Annotated in this window: 13 protein-coding genes and 1 riboswitch; of the genes, 9 read left to right on the plus strand and 4 right to left on the minus strand. The window is 73.9% G+C overall.

Annotated elements, in window-relative coordinates; genetic code table 11:
- Positions 1 to 398: 398 nt before the first annotated feature.
- The 3 genes from CG719_RS36460 to CG719_RS16560 all read right to left on the minus strand — a co-directional run bounded on the left by CG719_RS36460 (position 399) and on the right by CG719_RS16560 (position 4461).
- Entirely contained in the window at positions 399 to 2222 is a 1824-nt protein-coding gene (locus CG719_RS36460) for a hypothetical protein (RefSeq protein WP_234375617.1), read from the minus strand.
- 192 nt (positions 2223 to 2414) lie between these two features.
- A complete protein-coding gene (locus CG719_RS16555; RefSeq protein ID WP_100569415.1) occupies positions 2415 to 3542 on the minus strand; it encodes an alpha/beta hydrolase in 1128 nt (375 codons plus the stop codon).
- Positions 3543 to 3783: 241 nt separating this feature from the next.
- Positions 3784 to 4461, minus strand: a complete 678-nt coding sequence (locus CG719_RS16560) for a class II aldolase/adducin family protein (RefSeq protein WP_100569416.1) — start codon at positions 4459 to 4461, stop codon at positions 3784 to 3786.
- Positions 4462 to 4615: 154 nt separating this feature from the next.
- Between CG719_RS16560 and CG719_RS16565 the strand changes: the two genes are divergently transcribed.
- The 9 genes from CG719_RS16565 (at position 4616) to cobI (ending at position 17408) form a co-directional block, all read left to right on the plus strand.
- Positions 4616 to 5872 (plus strand): inorganic phosphate transporter, encoded by a 1257-nt coding sequence (locus CG719_RS16565; protein ID WP_100569417.1) that lies wholly within the window; start codon positions 4616 to 4618, stop codon positions 5870 to 5872.
- A gap of 33 nt (positions 5873 to 5905) precedes the next feature.
- Complete coding sequence (locus CG719_RS16570; protein WP_100569418.1) at positions 5906 to 6130, plus strand: hypothetical protein; 225 nt, start codon at positions 5906 to 5908, stop codon at positions 6128 to 6130.
- 163 nt (positions 6131 to 6293) lie between these two features.
- Positions 6294 to 6435: riboswitch (cobalamin riboswitch) on the plus strand.
- 101 nt (positions 6436 to 6536) lie between these two features.
- Entirely contained in the window at positions 6537 to 7478 is a 942-nt protein-coding gene (locus CG719_RS16575) for a cobalamin biosynthesis protein (RefSeq protein ID WP_100569419.1), read from the plus strand.
- The gene (locus CG719_RS16580; protein ID WP_100569420.1) at positions 7475 to 9007 is read left to right on the plus strand and encodes a cobyric acid synthase; all 1533 of its coding nucleotides are present in this window, start codon (positions 7475 to 7477) and stop codon (positions 9005 to 9007) included. Before CG719_RS16575 ends, CG719_RS16580 begins: the two co-directional genes overlap by 4 nt.
- Complete coding sequence (gene cobN, locus CG719_RS16585) at positions 9004 to 12657, plus strand: cobaltochelatase subunit CobN (protein WP_100569421.1); 3654 nt, start codon at positions 9004 to 9006, stop codon at positions 12655 to 12657. The genes CG719_RS16580 and cobN overlap by 4 nt, the downstream gene beginning before the upstream one ends.
- Positions 12654 to 14675 (plus strand): putative cobaltochelatase, encoded by a 2022-nt coding sequence (locus CG719_RS16590; protein WP_100569422.1) that lies wholly within the window; start codon positions 12654 to 12656, stop codon positions 14673 to 14675. The genes cobN and CG719_RS16590 overlap by 4 nt, the downstream gene beginning before the upstream one ends.
- Positions 14675 to 15283, plus strand: a complete 609-nt coding sequence (gene cobO, locus CG719_RS16595; protein ID WP_100569423.1) for a cob(I)yrinic acid a,c-diamide adenosyltransferase — start codon at positions 14675 to 14677, stop codon at positions 15281 to 15283. The genes CG719_RS16590 and cobO overlap by 1 nt, the downstream gene beginning before the upstream one ends.
- A complete protein-coding gene (locus tag CG719_RS16600; protein ID WP_100569424.1) occupies positions 15277 to 16662 on the plus strand; it encodes a cobyrinate a,c-diamide synthase in 1386 nt (461 codons plus the stop codon). The genes cobO and CG719_RS16600 overlap by 7 nt, the downstream gene beginning before the upstream one ends.
- Entirely contained in the window at positions 16659 to 17408 is a 750-nt protein-coding gene (gene cobI, locus CG719_RS16605) for a precorrin-2 C(20)-methyltransferase (RefSeq protein WP_100569425.1), read from the plus strand. Before CG719_RS16600 ends, cobI begins: the two co-directional genes overlap by 4 nt.
- Before the next feature lie 26 nt (positions 17409 to 17434).
- Here the strand turns inward: cobI and CG719_RS16610 are convergent, their stop codons facing one another.
- A complete protein-coding gene (locus tag CG719_RS16610; RefSeq protein WP_100569426.1) occupies positions 17435 to 18166 on the minus strand; it encodes a ZIP family metal transporter in 732 nt (243 codons plus the stop codon).
- Between the last annotated feature and the right edge of the window lie 27 nt (positions 18167 to 18193).

Here is an 18193-nt window from a genome sequence, read left to right on the forward strand (position 1 = left end):
CGGCCTTGGCACAACCCACCCAACGACCAGAAACCACCAAAGTCACCGGTATTGGCCCTAGGGCGTGTTTCGAAAGTGGCGTCGTTCGCCCGGAGGGCGGGCCCCGCGGCGTCTGGTGCGTGCGATCGCAAGGCGGAGGGTCGCCCTCGTACTGGGTGTACGTGGGCGATCCCGACAACGCAGCGAGCGTGCGTGCCAGGCGTCGCGGGGCAGACGGCACTTTCGAAACACGCCCTAGTGCCCCGACAGGCAACGTTCGCCCCGTCGCAACGCCCGGCACGCACTCTCGCCGCACCGGCCGAAAGCCCAAGTACGTCCAGTACGAGGACTTCCGGCCGGCACGCCGAGAGCACGCACCGGACGCCGCTCCTTCACGGGCAACGTTGCCTGCCGCGGCACTAGTTGCCTCCGGTGTGGACCTGGAAGGCCGCCCGGCGCAGGGCCTTGGCCAGCGCCGGGTCGGGGTGCGCGGCGGCGAGCGCGACCAGCACCTGCACGGTGCGGGGGTGGCCCACGGTGCGCACCTCGTCGAGCAGCATCGGGACGGTGGGCTGCACCGCGGCCTCCAGGTGCCGTACGAGCATCGAGGCCTCGCCGTGGTCGGTGACCGCGGCGGCGGTGTCGACCCACAGCCAGGTGGCCTCCTCGCGGGTGAGCAGCTCGTGGGCGTCCTCCGCGTCGACGCCGTCGTGCTCGGCGAGCCACAGCAGGGCGTACGGCCTGAGCGCCGGCTCGTCGAGCACGGCCCGTACGTCGGGTTCGGCGGGCGCGCCGACGACCCGCAGCGCCTCGAAGGCGAGCCCGCGCAGCAGGGCGTCCTCACCGCGGGCGCCGCCGAGCAGCTCGGTGACGGCGCTGCCGACGGGCCGGGCGGCGAGCCAGGCGCGGTACTCGGCCCGGGCCGCGTTGGGCCGCAGCTGGGCGCAGCCGCGGAGCATGTCCTCGGCCGACTGCTCGATGTTCCCGGCGGGGCTCTGCGCGGCCACGCAGATCTGCTCCAGCTTCACCCACACCGCCCAGCTCCCGAGCGGGGTGAGCGTGGCCTGCCCGTCCCCGACGGTCAGCGCCCCCACCGCGGCGAGCGCCCGCAGGGCCCACCCGAGCAGCGGCGCAAGCGGGTCGCTCCCGTCGCCGGGCACCGCTACCCGCGTCGCGGACGGGGAAACGCCGGCATCGGCGTCGGACACCGGGAGGCCGGACTCGGGCGCGACGGCCGTGACCACCGCACCGTCGGCGTCGGAGCCGGCGACGGTCGCGGTCGCGGTCGCGGGGGCCACGCGGAGGACGGCCTCGGGGCCGGGGACGGCGCCGGGCTCGGCGGCCGCGTGCGGGACCGCGGAGGTCTCGGGCGCGACAGCACCGTCGAGGCCGGAGACGACGCTCGCCCCGGCGGCAGGGGCCACCCGAAGACCGGGGCCCGGCACAGGGGCGGCGGGCCCGGTGCCCCCGGGCACGGCGCCCTCCGGCGACGGGGCTGCCGCGCCACCGCCGGGGGCGGCGGGGGCAGCCCGGAGGCCGGTCTCCAGGTCGGGGGCGGCGTCCGGCGCGGGGGCGGGGTCCGTGGCTCCGAGCGCGGGGTCCGGGGTGTAGGAGACCTCGCAGCGGTCGGTGCGCAGTTCTGTGACGCGCTGGCGGAGGAGGTCGAGGAGCTGGTCGACCGGGACGGGGCCGGCGGAGAGCTGGAGGAAGGACAGGACCTGCGGCATGGCCGACACGACCTCGGCGACGGCGGCCGCCTCGTGGCCCTCCGGTTCCGGGCAGGCGAGCGACCAGGCGTCGAAGAGGGCCACCCAGCCGCGCAGGACGGCGCTGTCGTCGCGGTCCCAGGCGCGCAGCCGCCAGCCGGGGCGGGCGTTGTCGCCGTGCACCTCGATGAGGCCGGAGAGCCGGGCGGTGTCCCAGTCGGCGCGGACCTGAGCGGCGGTCAGGCCAAGATCGGCGGCCGCCCTCTCGGTGGTCGCGTCGGAGAGGGTGGCCTTGTCGTCGGCGGTCGGCCCCCCGCGGCCGGGCCCGAGGGCGGCGTCCGCCCAGCGGGCGACGCGGGCCGCCCCGGCCAGGAGGGAGCGCGCCGTTCTGGCCAGCACCGCGGGTGCCGGAGTGCCCTCCGGGGGGCGCGGGACGTGGCGGCGCGGTTGCCGCTGGTTCACGGCTCTGGGGGCGGCGGCCAGGGGTCGTGGGCGGACGATGCGAAGCCTGGAGTCGCGCGGGATACGGGACGTCACGGGTGCAGTCTTCCGGTTGACGGTCCGAAAACCCAAACGGAATGTCACGGCGGGCGATGGAGAAGGCCAAGGGAAGGCCGCGAGGACGCCCGAGGGGCACCTTTCAGCCGGTTCCGGAAGGGTCCCCGGGACCTGGGCGTACGCCGGTCCCCCAGCGGGTGACACGCGGCGAAACGGAACCGTGCCGCCGCCTCACATCAGCGGCGTGAGGAAGCGCCGCAGGGCCTCCTCGTAGCCCTCGGGATCTGCGTTCCACATCGCGCCGTGCGGGGCGCTCGGCACCGTGTGCAGCGCGATCAGGTTGGGACGGCGGTCGGCGAGGCGGCGGGAGAGCTGCCAGGGAGCCACCTGGTCGCCCGGGCCGTGGAAGATCAGTGTCGGCATCGTGAGCCCCTCCGGGTCCGTAGCCCCGGCCAGGCGGTCGCCGTACAGACCGGTGCGCCCCTGCGCGGCGCGCACCGCCAGCGGGAGCAGGGGGCCAGGGGTGTGCCGTGCCCGGGCCAGGGCCCGCAGCGTCACCTCCCAGTTGAGCACCGGGGAGTCGAGGACCAGCCCGGTGATCCGGTCGCGCAACGCCGAGCGGGTGGCGGCGCGCAGCGCCATCGTGGCCCCGGTGGACCAGCCGTGCAGAACGATCCGCTCGGCCCCGTAGCGCACGGCGTAGCGGATCGCCGCGTCCAGGTCCCGCCACTCGGTCTCGCCGAGGTGGTTCAGACCGTCCGGCGGACGGGGCGCACCGAGGTCGCCGCGGTAGGCGAGGGCGAGCACCGGGAAGTGCCGGCGGTGCAGGAACGCCAGGATGTTCATGGGGAGTTCGCGGGTGCTGCCCAGGCCGTGCGCCGCGATCACCCAGGTCTCGCGCACCCCGGGCACGAACCACGCGGGCAGGGAGCCGAGTTCGCCCGGTACGTCGACGTCGGCGTGCTCGATGCCGAGGGCGGTGCGCGGGTTGCCGACGTGCAGGTTCGGGGTGAGCCACACCTTGTCGCCGCGGTGCAGGGTGCCGTGGGTGACGCGCTCGAGCCGGCGTACGACGGTGTCGGGCCGGTGCGGGGCGGTGGGCAGGACGGGGCCGACCACCGCGTGGGAGCCGTTGCCCGCCAGGCCGTAGGTGCCCGGGCGCAGGGAGGCGAGGTCACGGGTGAGGCTGATCTGGCCGGCGGCCGTGGCGTGCACGGTGAGCCGGGGTTCGGTGGGCAGGGGCCGGCCCGGGAGCGCCTTGAGCGCGGCGTCGCTGGCCAGCCGGCCCGCGGCGACGCTCGCCGCGCCGGCCGCCAGGGCAGCGGTGACGGCCGCGGCCGTCGCTTTGACTGTGGGCACGGCTCCAGTGTCCTGGCGCACCCGGTCACCGGCCAGTGGGGCGGAGGGTCGGGGTGACATGTCCGCGTGGGTTCCATGAAGAGCGGCGTTCATTCCCGCACGGCCCGCACCGCCCGCACGCGAGGCCACCCGTGCCCGCGCCGTCCCGGCCGTCTCCGGGCCGTCTCCAGACCTCTCCGCAGCCTCCCGCCCCGGCCCCGGTCCCGGGCCTCAGTCCCGACCCCGGCTTCCGCTCCCGTCCTTACCCCTGCCCCTGCCCCTGCCCCTGCCCCTGCTGTCCGTACCCCCGCAGCCGCTCCCCCGCAGCCGCAAGTTGCTCCGGCGTCAGCAGAGCCGGTGTCAGGCCGGGTACGCCGGACGCCGCCAGCCACACCCGGCACATCCACTCGAGCTGGGCCGTGCGGTCGTAGGCCTGGTCGAGGGTGGCGCCGTAGGTGACGGTGCCGTGGTTGCGCAGCAGGCAGCCCGTGCGGCCGGCGAGGGCGCGGAGCATGTTCCCGGCCAGCTCCTCGGTGCCGTACGTGGCGTACGGGGCCACGCGGACGGGGCCGCCGAGCGCGCCGGCCATGTAGTGGATCAGCGGGAGCTCGGTGACGAGGGTGGAGACGGCCGTCGCGTGCACGGCGTGGGTGTGGACGACGGCGCCCGCGTCGGTGCTGCGGTAGACCGCGAGGTGCATGGGCAGCTCGCTGGTCGGCACCAGGGTGCCGAGCACCTGCCGGCCGTCCAGGCCGACACCGGTGACGTCGTCGTCCGTGAGCCGGTCGTAGGGGACGCCCGAGGGGGTCACCAGGACGGTGTCGCCCACGCGCACGGACACGTTGCCGGAGGTGCCGACGACCAGTCCGTCCGCCACCGTGCGGCGGGCCGTCGCGACCAGCGCCTGCCAGGCGCGCGCCGTCTCCCCGAGTTCGCTCATGTGCCGATCCTGCCAGGACGCCTGGCGCGAGCGACCGGTCCTTCCCACAGCACTACGGGAACAGACACCGCAATGACCGACTCAGTTCATCTTCTGTTCACTCAGGTTACCTACGTTCAACGCGCCAATGACGCTCGAACGATTGCCTGGGTAAATGGAAAGCTTCTCGCTGATCCTCGCGATGGTGGTGATCACCGCACTCGCGTTCGATTTCACGAACGGTTTCCACGACACCGCGAACGCGATGGCCACGACCATCTCGACCGGTGCACTCAAGCCCAAGGTCGCGGTGGCCATGTCCGCCGCGCTGAACCTGGTGGGCGCCTTCCTGTCCGTGGAGGTCGCCAACACGATCTCCAAGGGTCTCGTCGACGAGAACGGCATCCGTCCCGAAGTCATCTTCGCCGCCCTGGTGGGCGCGATCCTCTGGAATCTGCTGACGTGGCTGGTCGGACTCCCCTCCAGCTCCTCCCACGCCCTCATGGGCGGTCTGATCGGCGCCACCATCGCCTCGGCCGGCTTCAGCGCCGTGCACGGCGGCGCCCTGGTCACCAAGGTCCTCATCCCCGCGGTCGCCGCCCCGGTCGTCGCGGGTCTGGCCGCGCTGGTCTCGACCCGGATGTCGTACGGCATCGGCAGGAAGTCGAACGGCAAGGCGGCCGAGAAGGGCCACCGCGCCGGACAGATCGCCTCCGCCGGCCTGGTCTCGCTGGCCCACGGCACCAACGACGCGCAGAAGACCATGGGTGTCATCACCCTCGCCCTGGTCGCCGGCGGCGCCCTCGCCCCCGGCTCCAACCCTCCCACCTGGGTCATCCTGTCCGCGGGCCTGGCCATCGCGCTCGGCACCTACATCGGCGGCTGGCGCATCATCCGCACCATGGGCAAGGGCCTGACCGACCTTCAGCCGCAGCAGGGCTTCGCCGCCCAGACCAGCGCGGCCACCGCCATCCTGGCCTCTTCCCACCTCGGCTTCTCCCTGTCCACCACGCACGTCGTCTCCGGTTCGGTGATGGGCGCGGGTCTGGGCCGCAAGGGCGGCATGGTCCGCTGGTCCACCGCCCGCCGCATGGCCGTCGCCTGGGCCCTCACGCTGCCCGCCGCGGCCCTGGTCGCGGCCGGCGCGGAGGCCGTGACGCGTCTCGGCGACTGGGGCACCTGGCTCGTGGCCGCGTTCCTGGTGGCCTCCAGCGCCGCGATCTGGAAGATCTCCCGCCGCGAGGTCGTCGACCACACCAACGTCAACGGCTCCGAGGAGCCGGCCGGCGTGATCACCCAGGCCATCGCCGCCGTCACCCCGCCTCCGGCCTCCCCGGCGGCCGAGGGGCTCACGGCCACGATCCCCGCTCCCGCCTCCGCGTCCGTCGCCGACCCCGCGCCCGTGGCGACGCCGCCGGCCGCCGCCGTCTGAGCCGGCGTCCCCGGCAGAAGGAAGAGAAGCAGCATGAACATCGACTGGGCGGCACTCGGCTCCGTCTTCGGCGTCAGCCTCGGCGTCACGGTGGGCCTCGTGGCCCTGTTCACCCTCGGCATCGCCGGACTCTCCCGCCGCGAGCGGGCCGTGGCCCAGGGCGACGGCGGCGGGGCCCTCGCGGTCACCGGCGCCTACGCCTGCTTCGCCGCGTGCGCCGCCGCCGTGGCCTTCGGCATCTACCTGATCGTGGCCTAGCCCGGCCCGGGACCCTGTACCGCCGGGTCCCGGCCCCTCACGTCACCCGGCCATCCCGGGCCGTCCCCGCGACGGCCCGGGATGGGTCATTTCGCCGTCCCGTGCGCCCTGTGGTGTGTGCCTCATCTCAGTACCCCTGCGCAGGTCAACGGCAGGTTGACGGGTGTTCGCGGTGCGTGGTGGACTTCCGGAGCCAAGTACGGCGGCAGGAGAGGAAGTCCGGTGCGAATCCGGCGCGGTCCCGCCACTGTGACCGGGGAAGAACATCCCCGGGAGTCAGGAACTCTCACCGCCGGTCTCGTCGAACCAGGGCGTGGACACCCTGAGTGAGGACATATCGCCATGCGCGGCTGCCGACCGAGGTTCACCAGCGACTCACTGACCGACCGCACGACCGGCTGACCCGATGGGTGCCGATCGCGTCTTCGCGTACGGCGCCGCCGCCGGCCTCCTCGGTGACCTGCTCCTCGGCGATCCACGCCGCGGACACCCCGTCGCCGTGTTCGGACGGGCCGCGGGTGCCGTGGAACGCGCGCTGTGGCGGGACCACCGCGGCCGGGGCGCCCTGCACACCGCCGTGTGCGTGGGGGGTGCCGTGTCGTCGGCCGCGCTGGCCGCGTCCGCCGTGCGTTCCTCCCGTACCGCGTCCGTCGCGCTGACCGCCGCCGCCACCTGGGCCGTCGTCGGCGGCACCTCCCTCGCCCGGGAGGCGCGGCAGATCGGGCGCGCCCTGGAAGCCGGGGACGTCGAGGGCGCCCGGGCGCGGCTGCCGCATCTGTGCGGGCGCGATCCGCAGGCGCTGGACGCCGACGGGATCGCCCGGGCCGTCGTCGAGTCCGTCGCCGAGAACACCTCCGACGCGGTGGTGGGCGCGCTGGTGTGGGGCGCCGCCGCCGGAGTGCCGGGGCTCGTCGGCTTCCGCGCCGTCAACACCCTGGACGCCATGGTCGGGCACAAGTCACCCCGGTACCGCCGCTACGGCTGGGCCTCGGCCCGCCTCGACGACCTCGCCGGCTGGCCGGGGGCACGGCTCACCGCCGTCCTGGCGGTCGTGGCGGGCGACGACCCGCGCGGCGCCGTACGGGCCTGGCGCGCCGACGCCCGCAAGCACCCGAGCCCCAATGCCGGCCCGGTGGAGGCCGCGTTCGCGGGGGCGCTCGGAGTGCGGCTGGGCGGCACGCTCTCGTACGGCGGGCGGGTGGAGCACCGCCCGGTGCTCAACGGCGCCGGACGCGCCGTCCAACAGGGCGACATCGAGCGCGCGGTACGGCTCTCCCGCCGCGTGGGCTGGCTCGCGCTCGGCGTGTGCGCGGGCGCACGGCTGCTGAAGAGAGGACGGACGTCATGAGGGGCGGTCTGCTTGTCGCCGGCACGACCTCCGACGCCGGGAAAAGCGTCGTCACGGCCGGGATCTGCCGGTGGCTGGTGCGCCAGGGCGTGAAGGTCGCCCCGTTCAAGGCGCAGAACATGTCCCTCAACTCCTTCGTCACCCGGGAGGGCGCCGAGATCGGGCGGGCACAGGCCATGCAGGCCCAGGCGTGCCGCGTCGAGCCGACCGCGCTGATGAACCCGGTGCTGCTCAAGCCGGGCGGCGAGCAGAGCAGCCAGGTCGTCCTGCTGGGCAGACCGGTGGGCGAGTTGAGCGCCCGCGGCTACCACGGCGGGCGGCAGCAGAAGCTCCTCGGCACCGTCCTCGACTGCCTCGCCGAGCTGCGGAGCACGTACGACGCGGTGATCTGCGAGGGGGCGGGCAGCCCGGCGGAGATCAACCTGCGCCGCACCGACATCGTCAACATGGGCATCGCGCGTGGAGCGCGGCTGCCCGTGCTCGTCGTCGGCGACATCGACCGCGGGGGTGTCTTCGCCTCCTTCTTCGGCACGGTCGCCCTGCTGTCGCCGCAGGACCAGGAACTCGTCGCCGGGTTCCTCGTCAACAAGTTCCGCGGGGACGTCTCGCTGCTCGAACCCGGCCTCGACATGCTGCACGGGCTCACCGGCCGGCACACGTACGGCGTGCTGCCGTTCCGGCACGGGCTCGGCATCGACGAGGAGGACGGACTGCGGGTGTCCCTGCGGGGCGCCGTGCGGGAGTCCACCGTGGCGCCGCCGGTCGGCGAGGACGTGCTGCGGGTCGCCGTCTGCGCCGTGCCGCTGATGTCCAATTTCACCGACGTGGACGCGCTCGCCGCCGAACCGGGCGTCGTCGTGCGGTTCGTGGACCGGCCCGAGGAACTGGCCGACGCCGACCTCGTCGTCGTGCCCGGCACCCGCGGCACGGTCAGGGCGCTGGAATGGCTGCGGGAACGCGGCCTCGCACGCGCCCTGGCGAGCAGGGCCGCCGAGGGGCGGCCGGTGCTGGGCGTCTGCGGCGGCTTCCAGATCCTCGGCGAGCACATCGAGGACGACGTGGAGAGCCGGCGCGGACACGTCGACGGACTGGGCCTGCTGCCCGTACGGGTCAGGTTCGCCCGCGAGAAGACCCTCACCCGGCCGGAGGGCGAAGCCCTCGGTGAACGGGTCGAGGGGTACGAGATCCACCACGGGGTCGCCGACGTCACCGGCGGGCAAAGGTTCATCTCTGATGACGATGGACACAGCTTGGACGGCTGCCGGGTCGGGGCCGTCTGGGGCACGCACTGGCACGGCTCGCTGGAGTCGGACGGCTTCCGCCGGGCCTTCCTGCGCGAGGTGGCGGCCGCCGCGGGCCGCCGTTTCGTGCCGGCACCCGACACCTCGTTCGCCGCGCTGCGCGAGGAGCAGCTCGACCGGCTCGGCGACCTGATCGAACAGCACGCGGACACGGACGCGCTGTGGCGGCTCATCGAGTCGGGCGCGCCGCAAGGACTGCCTTTCATTCCACCGGGAGCGCCCGCATGAGCACAGTGTTGTTGTTGTCGACCGCCGACACCGATCTGCTCGCCGCCCGAGCCTCGGCCGCCTCCTACCGGATCGGCAACCCGACCCGCGTGGACGTCGGCCAGGAACTGCCGGGGCTGCTCGACGGCGCGGACATCGCCGTCGTACGGCTGCTCGGCGGCAAGCGCGCCTGGGAGGACGGGCTCGCCGCGCTGAAGGCGTCCGGCGTGCCGACCGTGCTGCTGGGCGGAGAGGCCGTGCCGGACGCCGAGTTGATGGCCGAGTCCTCGGTGCCCGCCGGGGTCGTGGCGGAGGCGCTGAAGTACCTCGTCGAGGGCGGCCCGGACAACCTGGCGGAACTCGCCCGGTTCCTCTCCGACACGGTGCTGCTGACCGGCGAGGGCTTCGAGGAGCCGCGCCGGATGCCCGAGTACGGCGTCCACGGCGAGCGTGCCCTCGTGGCCGGCCGGCCGACCGTCGGCGTGCTCTTCTACCGCGCCCACGAACTGAGCGGCAACAGCGCGTTCGTGGACACCCTGTGCGACGCGATCGAGGCGCACGGCGCCAACGCCCTTCCCGTCTACTGCGGTTCACTGCGCGGCGCGGACGCCGGGCTGTACGAGATCCTCGGACGCGCCGACGCCCTGGTCGCCACCGTCCTCGCGGCCGGCGGCACCCACGCCTCGCAGGCGTCGGCGGGTGGGGACGAGGAGGCCTGGGACATCGGGGCGCTCGCGGACCTGGACATCCCCGTGCTGCAAGGGCTCTGCCTGACCTCCTCGCGCGCCGCGTGGGACGAGTCCGACGCGGCGCTGTCCCCCATGGACGCGGCCATGCAGGTCGCGATCCCGGAGTTCGACGGGCGGCTGATCACCGTCCCGTTCTCCTTCAAGGAGCAGGGCCCGGACGACGTCCCGGTGTACGCGGCCGACCCCGAGCGGGCCGCCCGCGTGGCGGGGATCGCCGTACGGCACGCGCGGCTCAGGCACAAGGCCAACGCGGAGAAGCGGATCGCGCTCGTCTTCACCGCGTACCCGACCAAGCACTCACGGGTCGGCAACGCGGTGGGACTCGACACCCCGGCGTCGGCGGTACGCGTCCTGGACGCGCTGCGGGAGGCGGGGTACGCGGTCGAGGGCTACCCCGACAACGGCGACGAGCTCATCCACCGCCTCATCGCGGCCGGCGGTCACGACGTGGAGTGGCTGACGGAGGACCAACTGGCCGCCGCACCCGCGCGCGTGCCGCTGGCCGACTACCGGGCCTGGTTCGACACGCTGGACCCGGAGCTGCGGGACGGGATGACGGAGGCGTGGGGCGACCCGCCGGGCTCCCTGTACGTCGACGGCGACGACATCGTCCTCGCGTCCCTGCAGTTCGGGAACGTGGTCGTCATGATCCAGCCGCCGCGCGGCTTCGGCGAGAACCCGATCGCGATCTACCACGACCCCGACATGCCGCCGTCCCACCACTACATGGCGGCCTACCGGTGGCTGGAGAACTCATTCGGCGCCGACGCCATCGTGCACATGGGCAAGCACGGCACGATGGAGTGGCTGCCCGGCAAGGGCCTCGGGCTCTCGCGCGGGTGCGCGCCGGACGCGGTGCTCGGCGACCTGCCGCTGGTGTACCCCTTCATCGTCAACGACCCCGGCGAGGGCACCCAGGCCAAGCGGCGCGGGCACGCCACGGTCGTCGACCACCTCGTCCCGCCGATGGCTCGCGCGGACACCTACGGCGACCTCGCCAAGCTGGAGCAGCTCCTCGACGAGTACGCGCTCGTCTCCGACCTGGACCCGGTGAAGGCGCCCGCCGTGCGGGCCCAGATCTGGACCCTGGTCAAGGCCGCCGAACTGCACCACGACCTCCATGTGGACGAGCAGCCGGACGACGACGCGTTCGACGAGTTCGTCATGCACATCGACGGCTATCTGTGCGAGATCAAGGACGTGCAGATCAGGGACGGTCTGCACATCCTCGGCGGCGGCCCGGTCGGCGAGCCGCGGGTGAACCTCGTGCTGGCCGTGCTGCGCGCCTCCCAGGTGTGGGGCGGGCAGGCGAACGCGCTGCCGGGGCTGCGGGCCTGCCTCGCGGAGCACTTCGGCCTGGTGGAGAAGGAGTTGCTGGCCGAGCCGGGCGCTCCGGTGAAGGTGCCGGTCGAGCTGACGGACCTGGTCGAGGGTCCCTCGCGCACGGCGGCGGACGCGATCGACCTGCTGGAGCAGCTCTGCCGGCGGATCGCCGAGGGCATGGAGGAGCGCAACTGGGCGGCCGACGCCGGTCCGGCGCTCGTACGGGAGGTGCTGGGTACCGAACTCCCGGACGCGACGGCCGTGCTGGAGTTCGCCTGCACCGAGGTCGTGCCGCGGCTGGCCCGTACGACGGACGAGATCGGGCACATCCTGCGGGCGCTGCGCGGCGGTTACGTCCCCGCGGGACCGTCCGGCTCGCCGACCCGCGGCCTGGTCAACGTGCTGCCGACCGGCCGCAACTTCTACTCGGTCGACCCCAAGGCGATCCCGTCCAGGCTGAGTTGGGAGGTCGGCCAGTCGCTCGCGGACTCGCTGGTGGCCCGCTATCTCCAGGACACCGGCGAGTACCCGAAGTCGGTCGGCCTGACGGTCTGGGGCACGTCCGCGATGCGCACCCAGGGCGACGACATCGCCGAGATCCTGGCGCTGCTCGGCTGCCGCCCGGTGTGGGACGACGCCTCCCGCCGGGTGACCGGCTTCGAGGTGGTCTCCCTTCAGGAGCTGGACCGGCCGCGCATCGACGTGACGGTCCGTATCTCGGGCTTCTTCCGGGACGCGTTCCCGCACGTGGTCGCCCTGATCGACGACGCCGTACGGACGGTGGCCGAGCTGGACGAGCCCGCCGACCGGAACTTCGTCAAGGCGCACGCCGACGAGGACACCGCCGAGCACGGCGACCGGCGCCGCGCCACGGCCCGCATCTTCGGCTCCAAGCCGGGCGCGTACGGCGCGGGTCTGCTGCCGCTGATCGACGCGCGCAACTGGCGCAGCGACGCCGATCTGGCCGAGGTGTACGCGGTGTGGGGCGGCTACGCCTACGGGCGCGGGCTCGACGGGCGAGCGGCGCGCGGGGACATGGAGACGGCGTTCCGGCGGATCGCGGTGGCGGCGAAGAACGTCGACACCCGCGAGCACGACCTGGTCGACGCCGACGACTACTTCCAGTACCACGGCGGCATGGTCGCCATGGTGCGGCACCTGACGGGTGCGAGCCCGGAGGCGTACGTCGGGGACTCCGCCGTACCGGACCAGGTGAAGACCCGGACTCTGGGCGAGGAGACGCACAGGGTTTTCCGGGCGCGGGTGGTGAATCCCAGGTGGATGTCAGCGATGCGTAAGCATGGCTACAAGGGCGCCTTCGAGATGGCGGCGACCGTGGACTACCTGTTCGGGTACGACGCCACGGCGGGCGTGGTCGACGACTGGATGTACGAGAAGTTGGCGTCCGAGTACGTCTTCTCACCGGACAACCAGGAGTTCATGCGGAAGTCCAACCCGTGGGCCCTGCGGGGCATCACGGAACGCCTGCTGGAGGCAGCGGACCGCGGGCTGTGGGCGGAGCCGGACGCGGACACGCTGGAGCGGCTCCGGGCCACCTACCTGGAGCTGGAAGGCGACTTGGAGGGCGAGGACAAGTGACCACCCCGTTTCCGTTCACGGCTGTCGTCGGCCAGGACGACCTGCGGCTCGCGCTGCTGCTGAACGCCGTCTCGCCGGCGGTCGGCGGAGTGCTGGTACGCGGAGAGAAAGGCACCGCCAAGTCCACGGCGGTGCGAGCGCTGTCGGCGCTGCTGCCCGAGGTGCCGATCGTCCCTGGGTGCCGATTCTCCTGCGACCCCGACGTACCCGACCCCGCCTGTCCGGACGGCCCGCACGAGCCGGGGGGCGCTGCCGAACGGCCGGCGCGGATGGTCGAACTCCCCGTCGGCGCCTCCGAGGACCGACTGGTCGGCGCGCTCGACATCGAGCGGGCGCTCGCCGAGGGCGTGAAGGCCTTCGAGCCGGGCCTGCTCGCCGACGCGCACCGCGGGATCCTGTACGTCGACGAGGTCAACCTTCTGCACGACCACCTCGTGGACCTCCTGCTCGACGCCGCCGCCATGGGCGCCTCGTACGTCGAACGCGAGGGTGTCTCCGTACGGCATGCGGCGCGTTTCCTGCTCGTCGGGACCATGAACCCCGAGGAGGGTGAGCTGCGGCCACAGCTCCTCGACCGGTTCGGGCTGACCGTCGAGGTCGCGGCCTCGCGGGAGCCCGACCAGCGGGTGGAGGTCGTACGGCGCAGGCTCGCCTACGACGACGATCCAGACGGTTTCGCCGTGCGGTGGGCCGACGAGGAGGCTGCCGTACGGGCGCGGATCGTGGCCGCGCGGGAGCTGCTGCCGCAGGTCCGGCTGGGCGATGGCGCGCTGCGGCAGATCGCCGCGACCTGTGCCGCCTTCGAGGTGGACGGCATGCGTGCCGACATCGTCATGGCCAGGACCGCCACCGCGCTGGCCGCCTGGGCCGGGCGGACCGATGTGCTCGCCGAGGACGTGCGGCAGGCCGCGCTGCTGGCCCTCCCCCACCGGCGGCGGCGCAACCCCTTCGACGCACCGGGTCTTGACGAGGACAAGCTCGACGAGACCCTTCAGGAGTTCGCGGGCCCGGAGGACGGCGATCCGGACCCCGACTCCGATCCGGACGGCGGCCCGGGCGGTGGCGGTGGGCAGCCGGCGCCCGACGACGGCGGCCCGCAGGACGACGGTTCGGCCGCGCGGCCCGAGGCCGGCGACAGTGGCGAGCCTCAGCCCTCGGGCGCCGGCGCCGGTGAGCAGTCCGCCGTGCGCGCCTCCGAGCCGTTCCGCACCAAGGTGCTGAGCGTGCCCGGCCTCGGCGAGGGTGCCGCCGGGCGGCGCTCGCGAGCGCGGACCGAGCACGGGCGCACGACCGGGGCGCGGCGGCCCCGAGGCGCCCTGACCAAGCTGCACCTGGCCGCCACCGTGCAGGCCGCCGCCCCGCACCAGCGGGCACGGGGACGGTCCGGGCCGGGGCTGGTCGTCCGCCGGGACGATCTGCGGCAGGCGACCCGCGAGGGTCGCGAGGGGAACCTCGTCCTGTTCGTGGTCGACGCCTCCGGGTCGATGGCCGCCCGGCAGCGGATGAGCGCCGTGAAGGGCGCCGTGCTGTCGCTGCTCCTCGACGCCTACCAGCGGCGCGACAAGGTGGGGCTGGTGACCTTCCGCGGCAAGGAGGCGCAGGTCGCGCTGCCGCCGACGTCGTCCGTCGACGCCGCCGCCGTCCGGCTGGAGTCGCTGCCGACGGGCGGGCGCACTCCGCTGGCGGCCGGGCTGCTCAAGGCGCACGAGGTGCTGCGGATCGAGCGGCTGCGGGACCCCGCGCGGCGGGCGCTGGTCGTGGTGGTGACCGATGGACGGGCCACCGGCGGCCCCGAGCCGGTCGCCCTCGCCGGGCGCGCGGCGCGGCTGTTGGCGGCCGAGGGGACCGCGTCCGTTGTCGTGGACTGCGAGTCGGGGCCGGTCCGGCTCGGGCTCGCCGGGCAGCTCGCGGGTGAACTGGGCGGTACGGCCGTGACCTTGGACGAGCTGCGGGCGGACAGCATCGCCGGCCTTGTCAGGGACGTTCAGGGCATTTCGACTTCGAGGAGGGCCGCGTAATGCCGCAGGGACAGCCGAGTGCCGTACCCGACGACGGGCTGACGACACGTCAGCGGCGCAACCGTCCGCTGGTCGTGGTGCACACCGGGATCGGCAAGGGCAAGTCCACCGCCGCCTTCGGGCTTGCGCTGCGCGCCTGGAACCAGGGCTGGCCGATCGGGGTGTTCCAGTTCGTCAAGTCGGCCAAGTGGAAGGTCGGCGAGGAGAACGCACTGCGGGTGCTGGGGGCCTCGGAGCAGGGCGGCTCCGTCGCGTGGCACAAGATGGGCGAGGGGTGGTCCTGGGTACAGCGGGACACACAGGGTGACAACGCGACCAACGAGCAGAAGGCGCGTGAGGGCTGGGAGCAGGTCAAGCGGGACCTGGCCGCCGAGACGTACCGGCTGTACGTGCTCGACGAGTTCGCGTATCCGATGCACTGGGGCTGGGTCGACACCGCCGAGGTCGTGGAGGTGCTGCGGAACCGGCCCGGGACCCAGCATGTGGTGATCACCGGCCGGAACGCGCCCGCCGAGCTGGTGGACTTCGCCGACCTCGTCACCGACATGTCCAAGGTCAAGCATCCGATGGACGCCGGGCAGAAGGGGCAGAGGGGCATCGAGTGGTGAAGTCCCCGTCCGTGCCCCGGCTGGTCGTCGCCGCGCCCTCGTCGGGCAGCGGCAAGACCACCGTCGCCACGGGGTTGATGGCCGCGCTGGCCCGGCGGGGCCTTTCGGTGTCCCCGCACAAGGTCGGCCCGGACTACATCGACCCCGGGTATCACGCGCTCGCCACCGGGCGCGTGGGGCGCAACCTGGACGCGTACCTGTGCGGGCCGGAGCTGATCGGCCCGCTGTTCCTGCACGGGGCGCGCGGGTGCGACATCGCCGTCGTCGAGGGCGTGATGGGGCTGTACGACGGGGCCGCCGGGGAGGGCGAACTGGCCTCCACCGCGCAGGTGGCGAAGCTGCTGCGGGCGCCGGTGGTGCTGGTCGTCGACGCGTCGTCGCAGTCCCGGTCGGTGGCGGCGCTGGTGCACGGGTTCGTGACCTGGGATCCCGAGGTGCGGATCGGGGGCGTGATCCTCAACAAGGTGGCCTCCGACCGGCACGAGGCGCTACTGCGCGAGGCGCTGGACTCGGTCGGGGTGCCCGTGCTGGGGGTTCTGCGCCGGGTCGAGCAGGTCGAGACGCCGTCTCGACACCTCGGTCTGGTGCCGGTCGCCGAGCGGCGGGCGGCGGCCGTGGACGCGGTGGCGGCGATGGCGGCGCAGGTCTCCGCCGGATGCGATCTGGAGGCGCTGGTCGCTCTGGCGCGCGGCGCGGGGACGTTGTCGTGCGAGGCATGGGACGCGGCCGGGGTCCTGCCCTCCCCCGAGGTTGGGGACCACCGGGAGAGGCCGAGGGTCGCCGTCGCCGGCGGATCCGCCTTCACCTTCTCCTACGCGGAGCACGCCGAGCTGCTGCATGCCGCCGGGGCCGAGGTCGTGCCCTTCGACCCGCTGCGGGACGAGCGGCTGCCCGAGGGGACCCGCGGGCTGGTCGTCGGGGGCGGGTTTCCCGAGGTGTACGCGGCGGAGCTGTCCGCCAACGAGCCGTTGCGCGAGGCGGTCGCCGGGCTTGCGCTCGGCGGTGCTCCCGTCGCCGCCGAGTGTGCCGGGCTGCTGTATCTGTGCCGGGAGCTGGACGGGCGGCCCATGTGCGGGGTGCTGGACGCCTCCGCGCGGATGACCGGGCGGCTCACGCTCGGCTACCGGGACGCCGTGGCCGTGAGCGACAGCGTGCTCGCCGGCGCCGGGGAGCGGATGCGGGGACACGAGTTCCACCGGACCGCCGTCGAGCCGGGCTCGGGCACGGGAACGGCGGCCCCCGCCTGGGGCGTGCGCGTCCCCGAGCGGCGGGTCGAAGGCTTCGTACAGCGGAACGTGCACGCGAGTTATCTGCACACGCACTGGGCGGCCGCGCCCGGTGTCGCCCGTCGGTTCGTCGAGAGGTGCCGGACGTCATGAGCAGCAGGCTGATCGGAGTCGGGGTGGGCCCCGGCGATCCGGAGCTGGTGACCGTCAAGGGCGTCAACGCCCTGCGCACCGCGGACGTCGTCGTCGTGCCCGTCATGGGCGCTGTCGACGGAACGGACGGCGGGGAGCGCGGGCGTGCCGAGGCGACCGTGCTGCACTACGTGCCCGCGGAGAAGGTCGTCCGGGTGGTGTTCGCGCTGAACGAGCGGTCGGACCGGGCGCGGCGCGAGGCCGCGTGGGACGCGGCCGGGCAGCGGGTCGCCGGGCTGCTCGAAAGCCGTGGCACGGTCGCCTTCGCCACCATCGGCGATCCCAACGTCTACTCGACCTTCACGTATCTGGCGCAGACCGTCGCCGCGCTGGTGCCGGGGACCGTGGTGGAGACGGTGCCCGGGATCACCGCGATGCAGGATCTCGCGGCGCGTTCGGGGGCCGTGCTGACCGAGGGGACGGAGCCGCTGACCCTGGTGCCGGTCACCGCGGGGGCCGCCGTGCTCAAGCAGGCGCTGAACGGGCCCGGAACCGTCGTGGCGTACAAGTTCGGGCGGCAGGCGCGGGAAGTGGCCGAGGCGCTGCGGGAGAGCGGGCGGATCGACGACGCGGTGTGGGGGTCGGCGCTGGGGCTGCCGGAGGAGTGGATCCGGCCGGCGTCGGGGCTCGACGGGGAGCGGCTGCCGTACCTGTCGACGCTCATCGCGCCCGCGCGGCGCGAGGGCGGGCGGGGCGGCAAGCTGTGAGCCGTACGCGCGTGCGGGAGGACCGGTCAGGCCGCCAGGCCGACCACCATCCAGATGAAGGCCACGCCCGCGACCGTGCACAGCAGGGTCGAGCGGGCGGGGTGCTCGTGGTGGGCCTCGGGGAGGATCTCCGCCGCGGCGAGGTAGAGCAGGGCCCCGCCGAAGAGGCCGAGATAGCCGCCGAGGAACCACTCCGGGATGGTGACGAGCGTGGTCGCCGCGGCGCCCGCTATGGGGGCCAGGGCGTCCGCGACGAGCATGGCGACGGCCTTGCGGCGCTCGTTGCCGTACAGGCTGGTGATGGTGAACGTGTTGAAGCCGTCGGCGAAGTCGTGGGCGATGACGGCGAGCGCTACCGCGACGCCCATGCCGTGGTCCACCTGGAAGGCGGCCCCTATGGCCACGCCGTCCATGGCGCTGTGACCGACCATGGCGGCCGCCGCCGTCAGGCCCACCTCGGGGGCGCGGTGGTTGTGCCGCTCGGCGCCGCCGTGCGCGGCCTGCCGCGCGGCCAGCAGGCGTTCCACCAAGTGGGCCACCAGGAACCCGGCCACGAACAGCAGCAGGGCCGCCGGTACGCCGAACACGTCCCGGCCGGCCGCGTGCAGTGCCTCGGGCAGCAGGTCGAGGCCGACCACGCCCAGCATCAGGCCGCCGGCCAGTCCCAGGACCAGATGGCGGCGGTCGGTCACCCGCTGTGCCGTCCAGCCGCCGGCCAGCGTCATCAGGAACGCGCCGAGCGCGACGAAGACCGCCATGTGCCCTTGCTATCCGATGAGGGCCCG

This window comes from Streptomyces sp. CB01373, assembly GCF_002803075.1.
GTDB lineage: Bacteria > Actinomycetota > Actinomycetes > Streptomycetales > Streptomycetaceae > Streptomyces.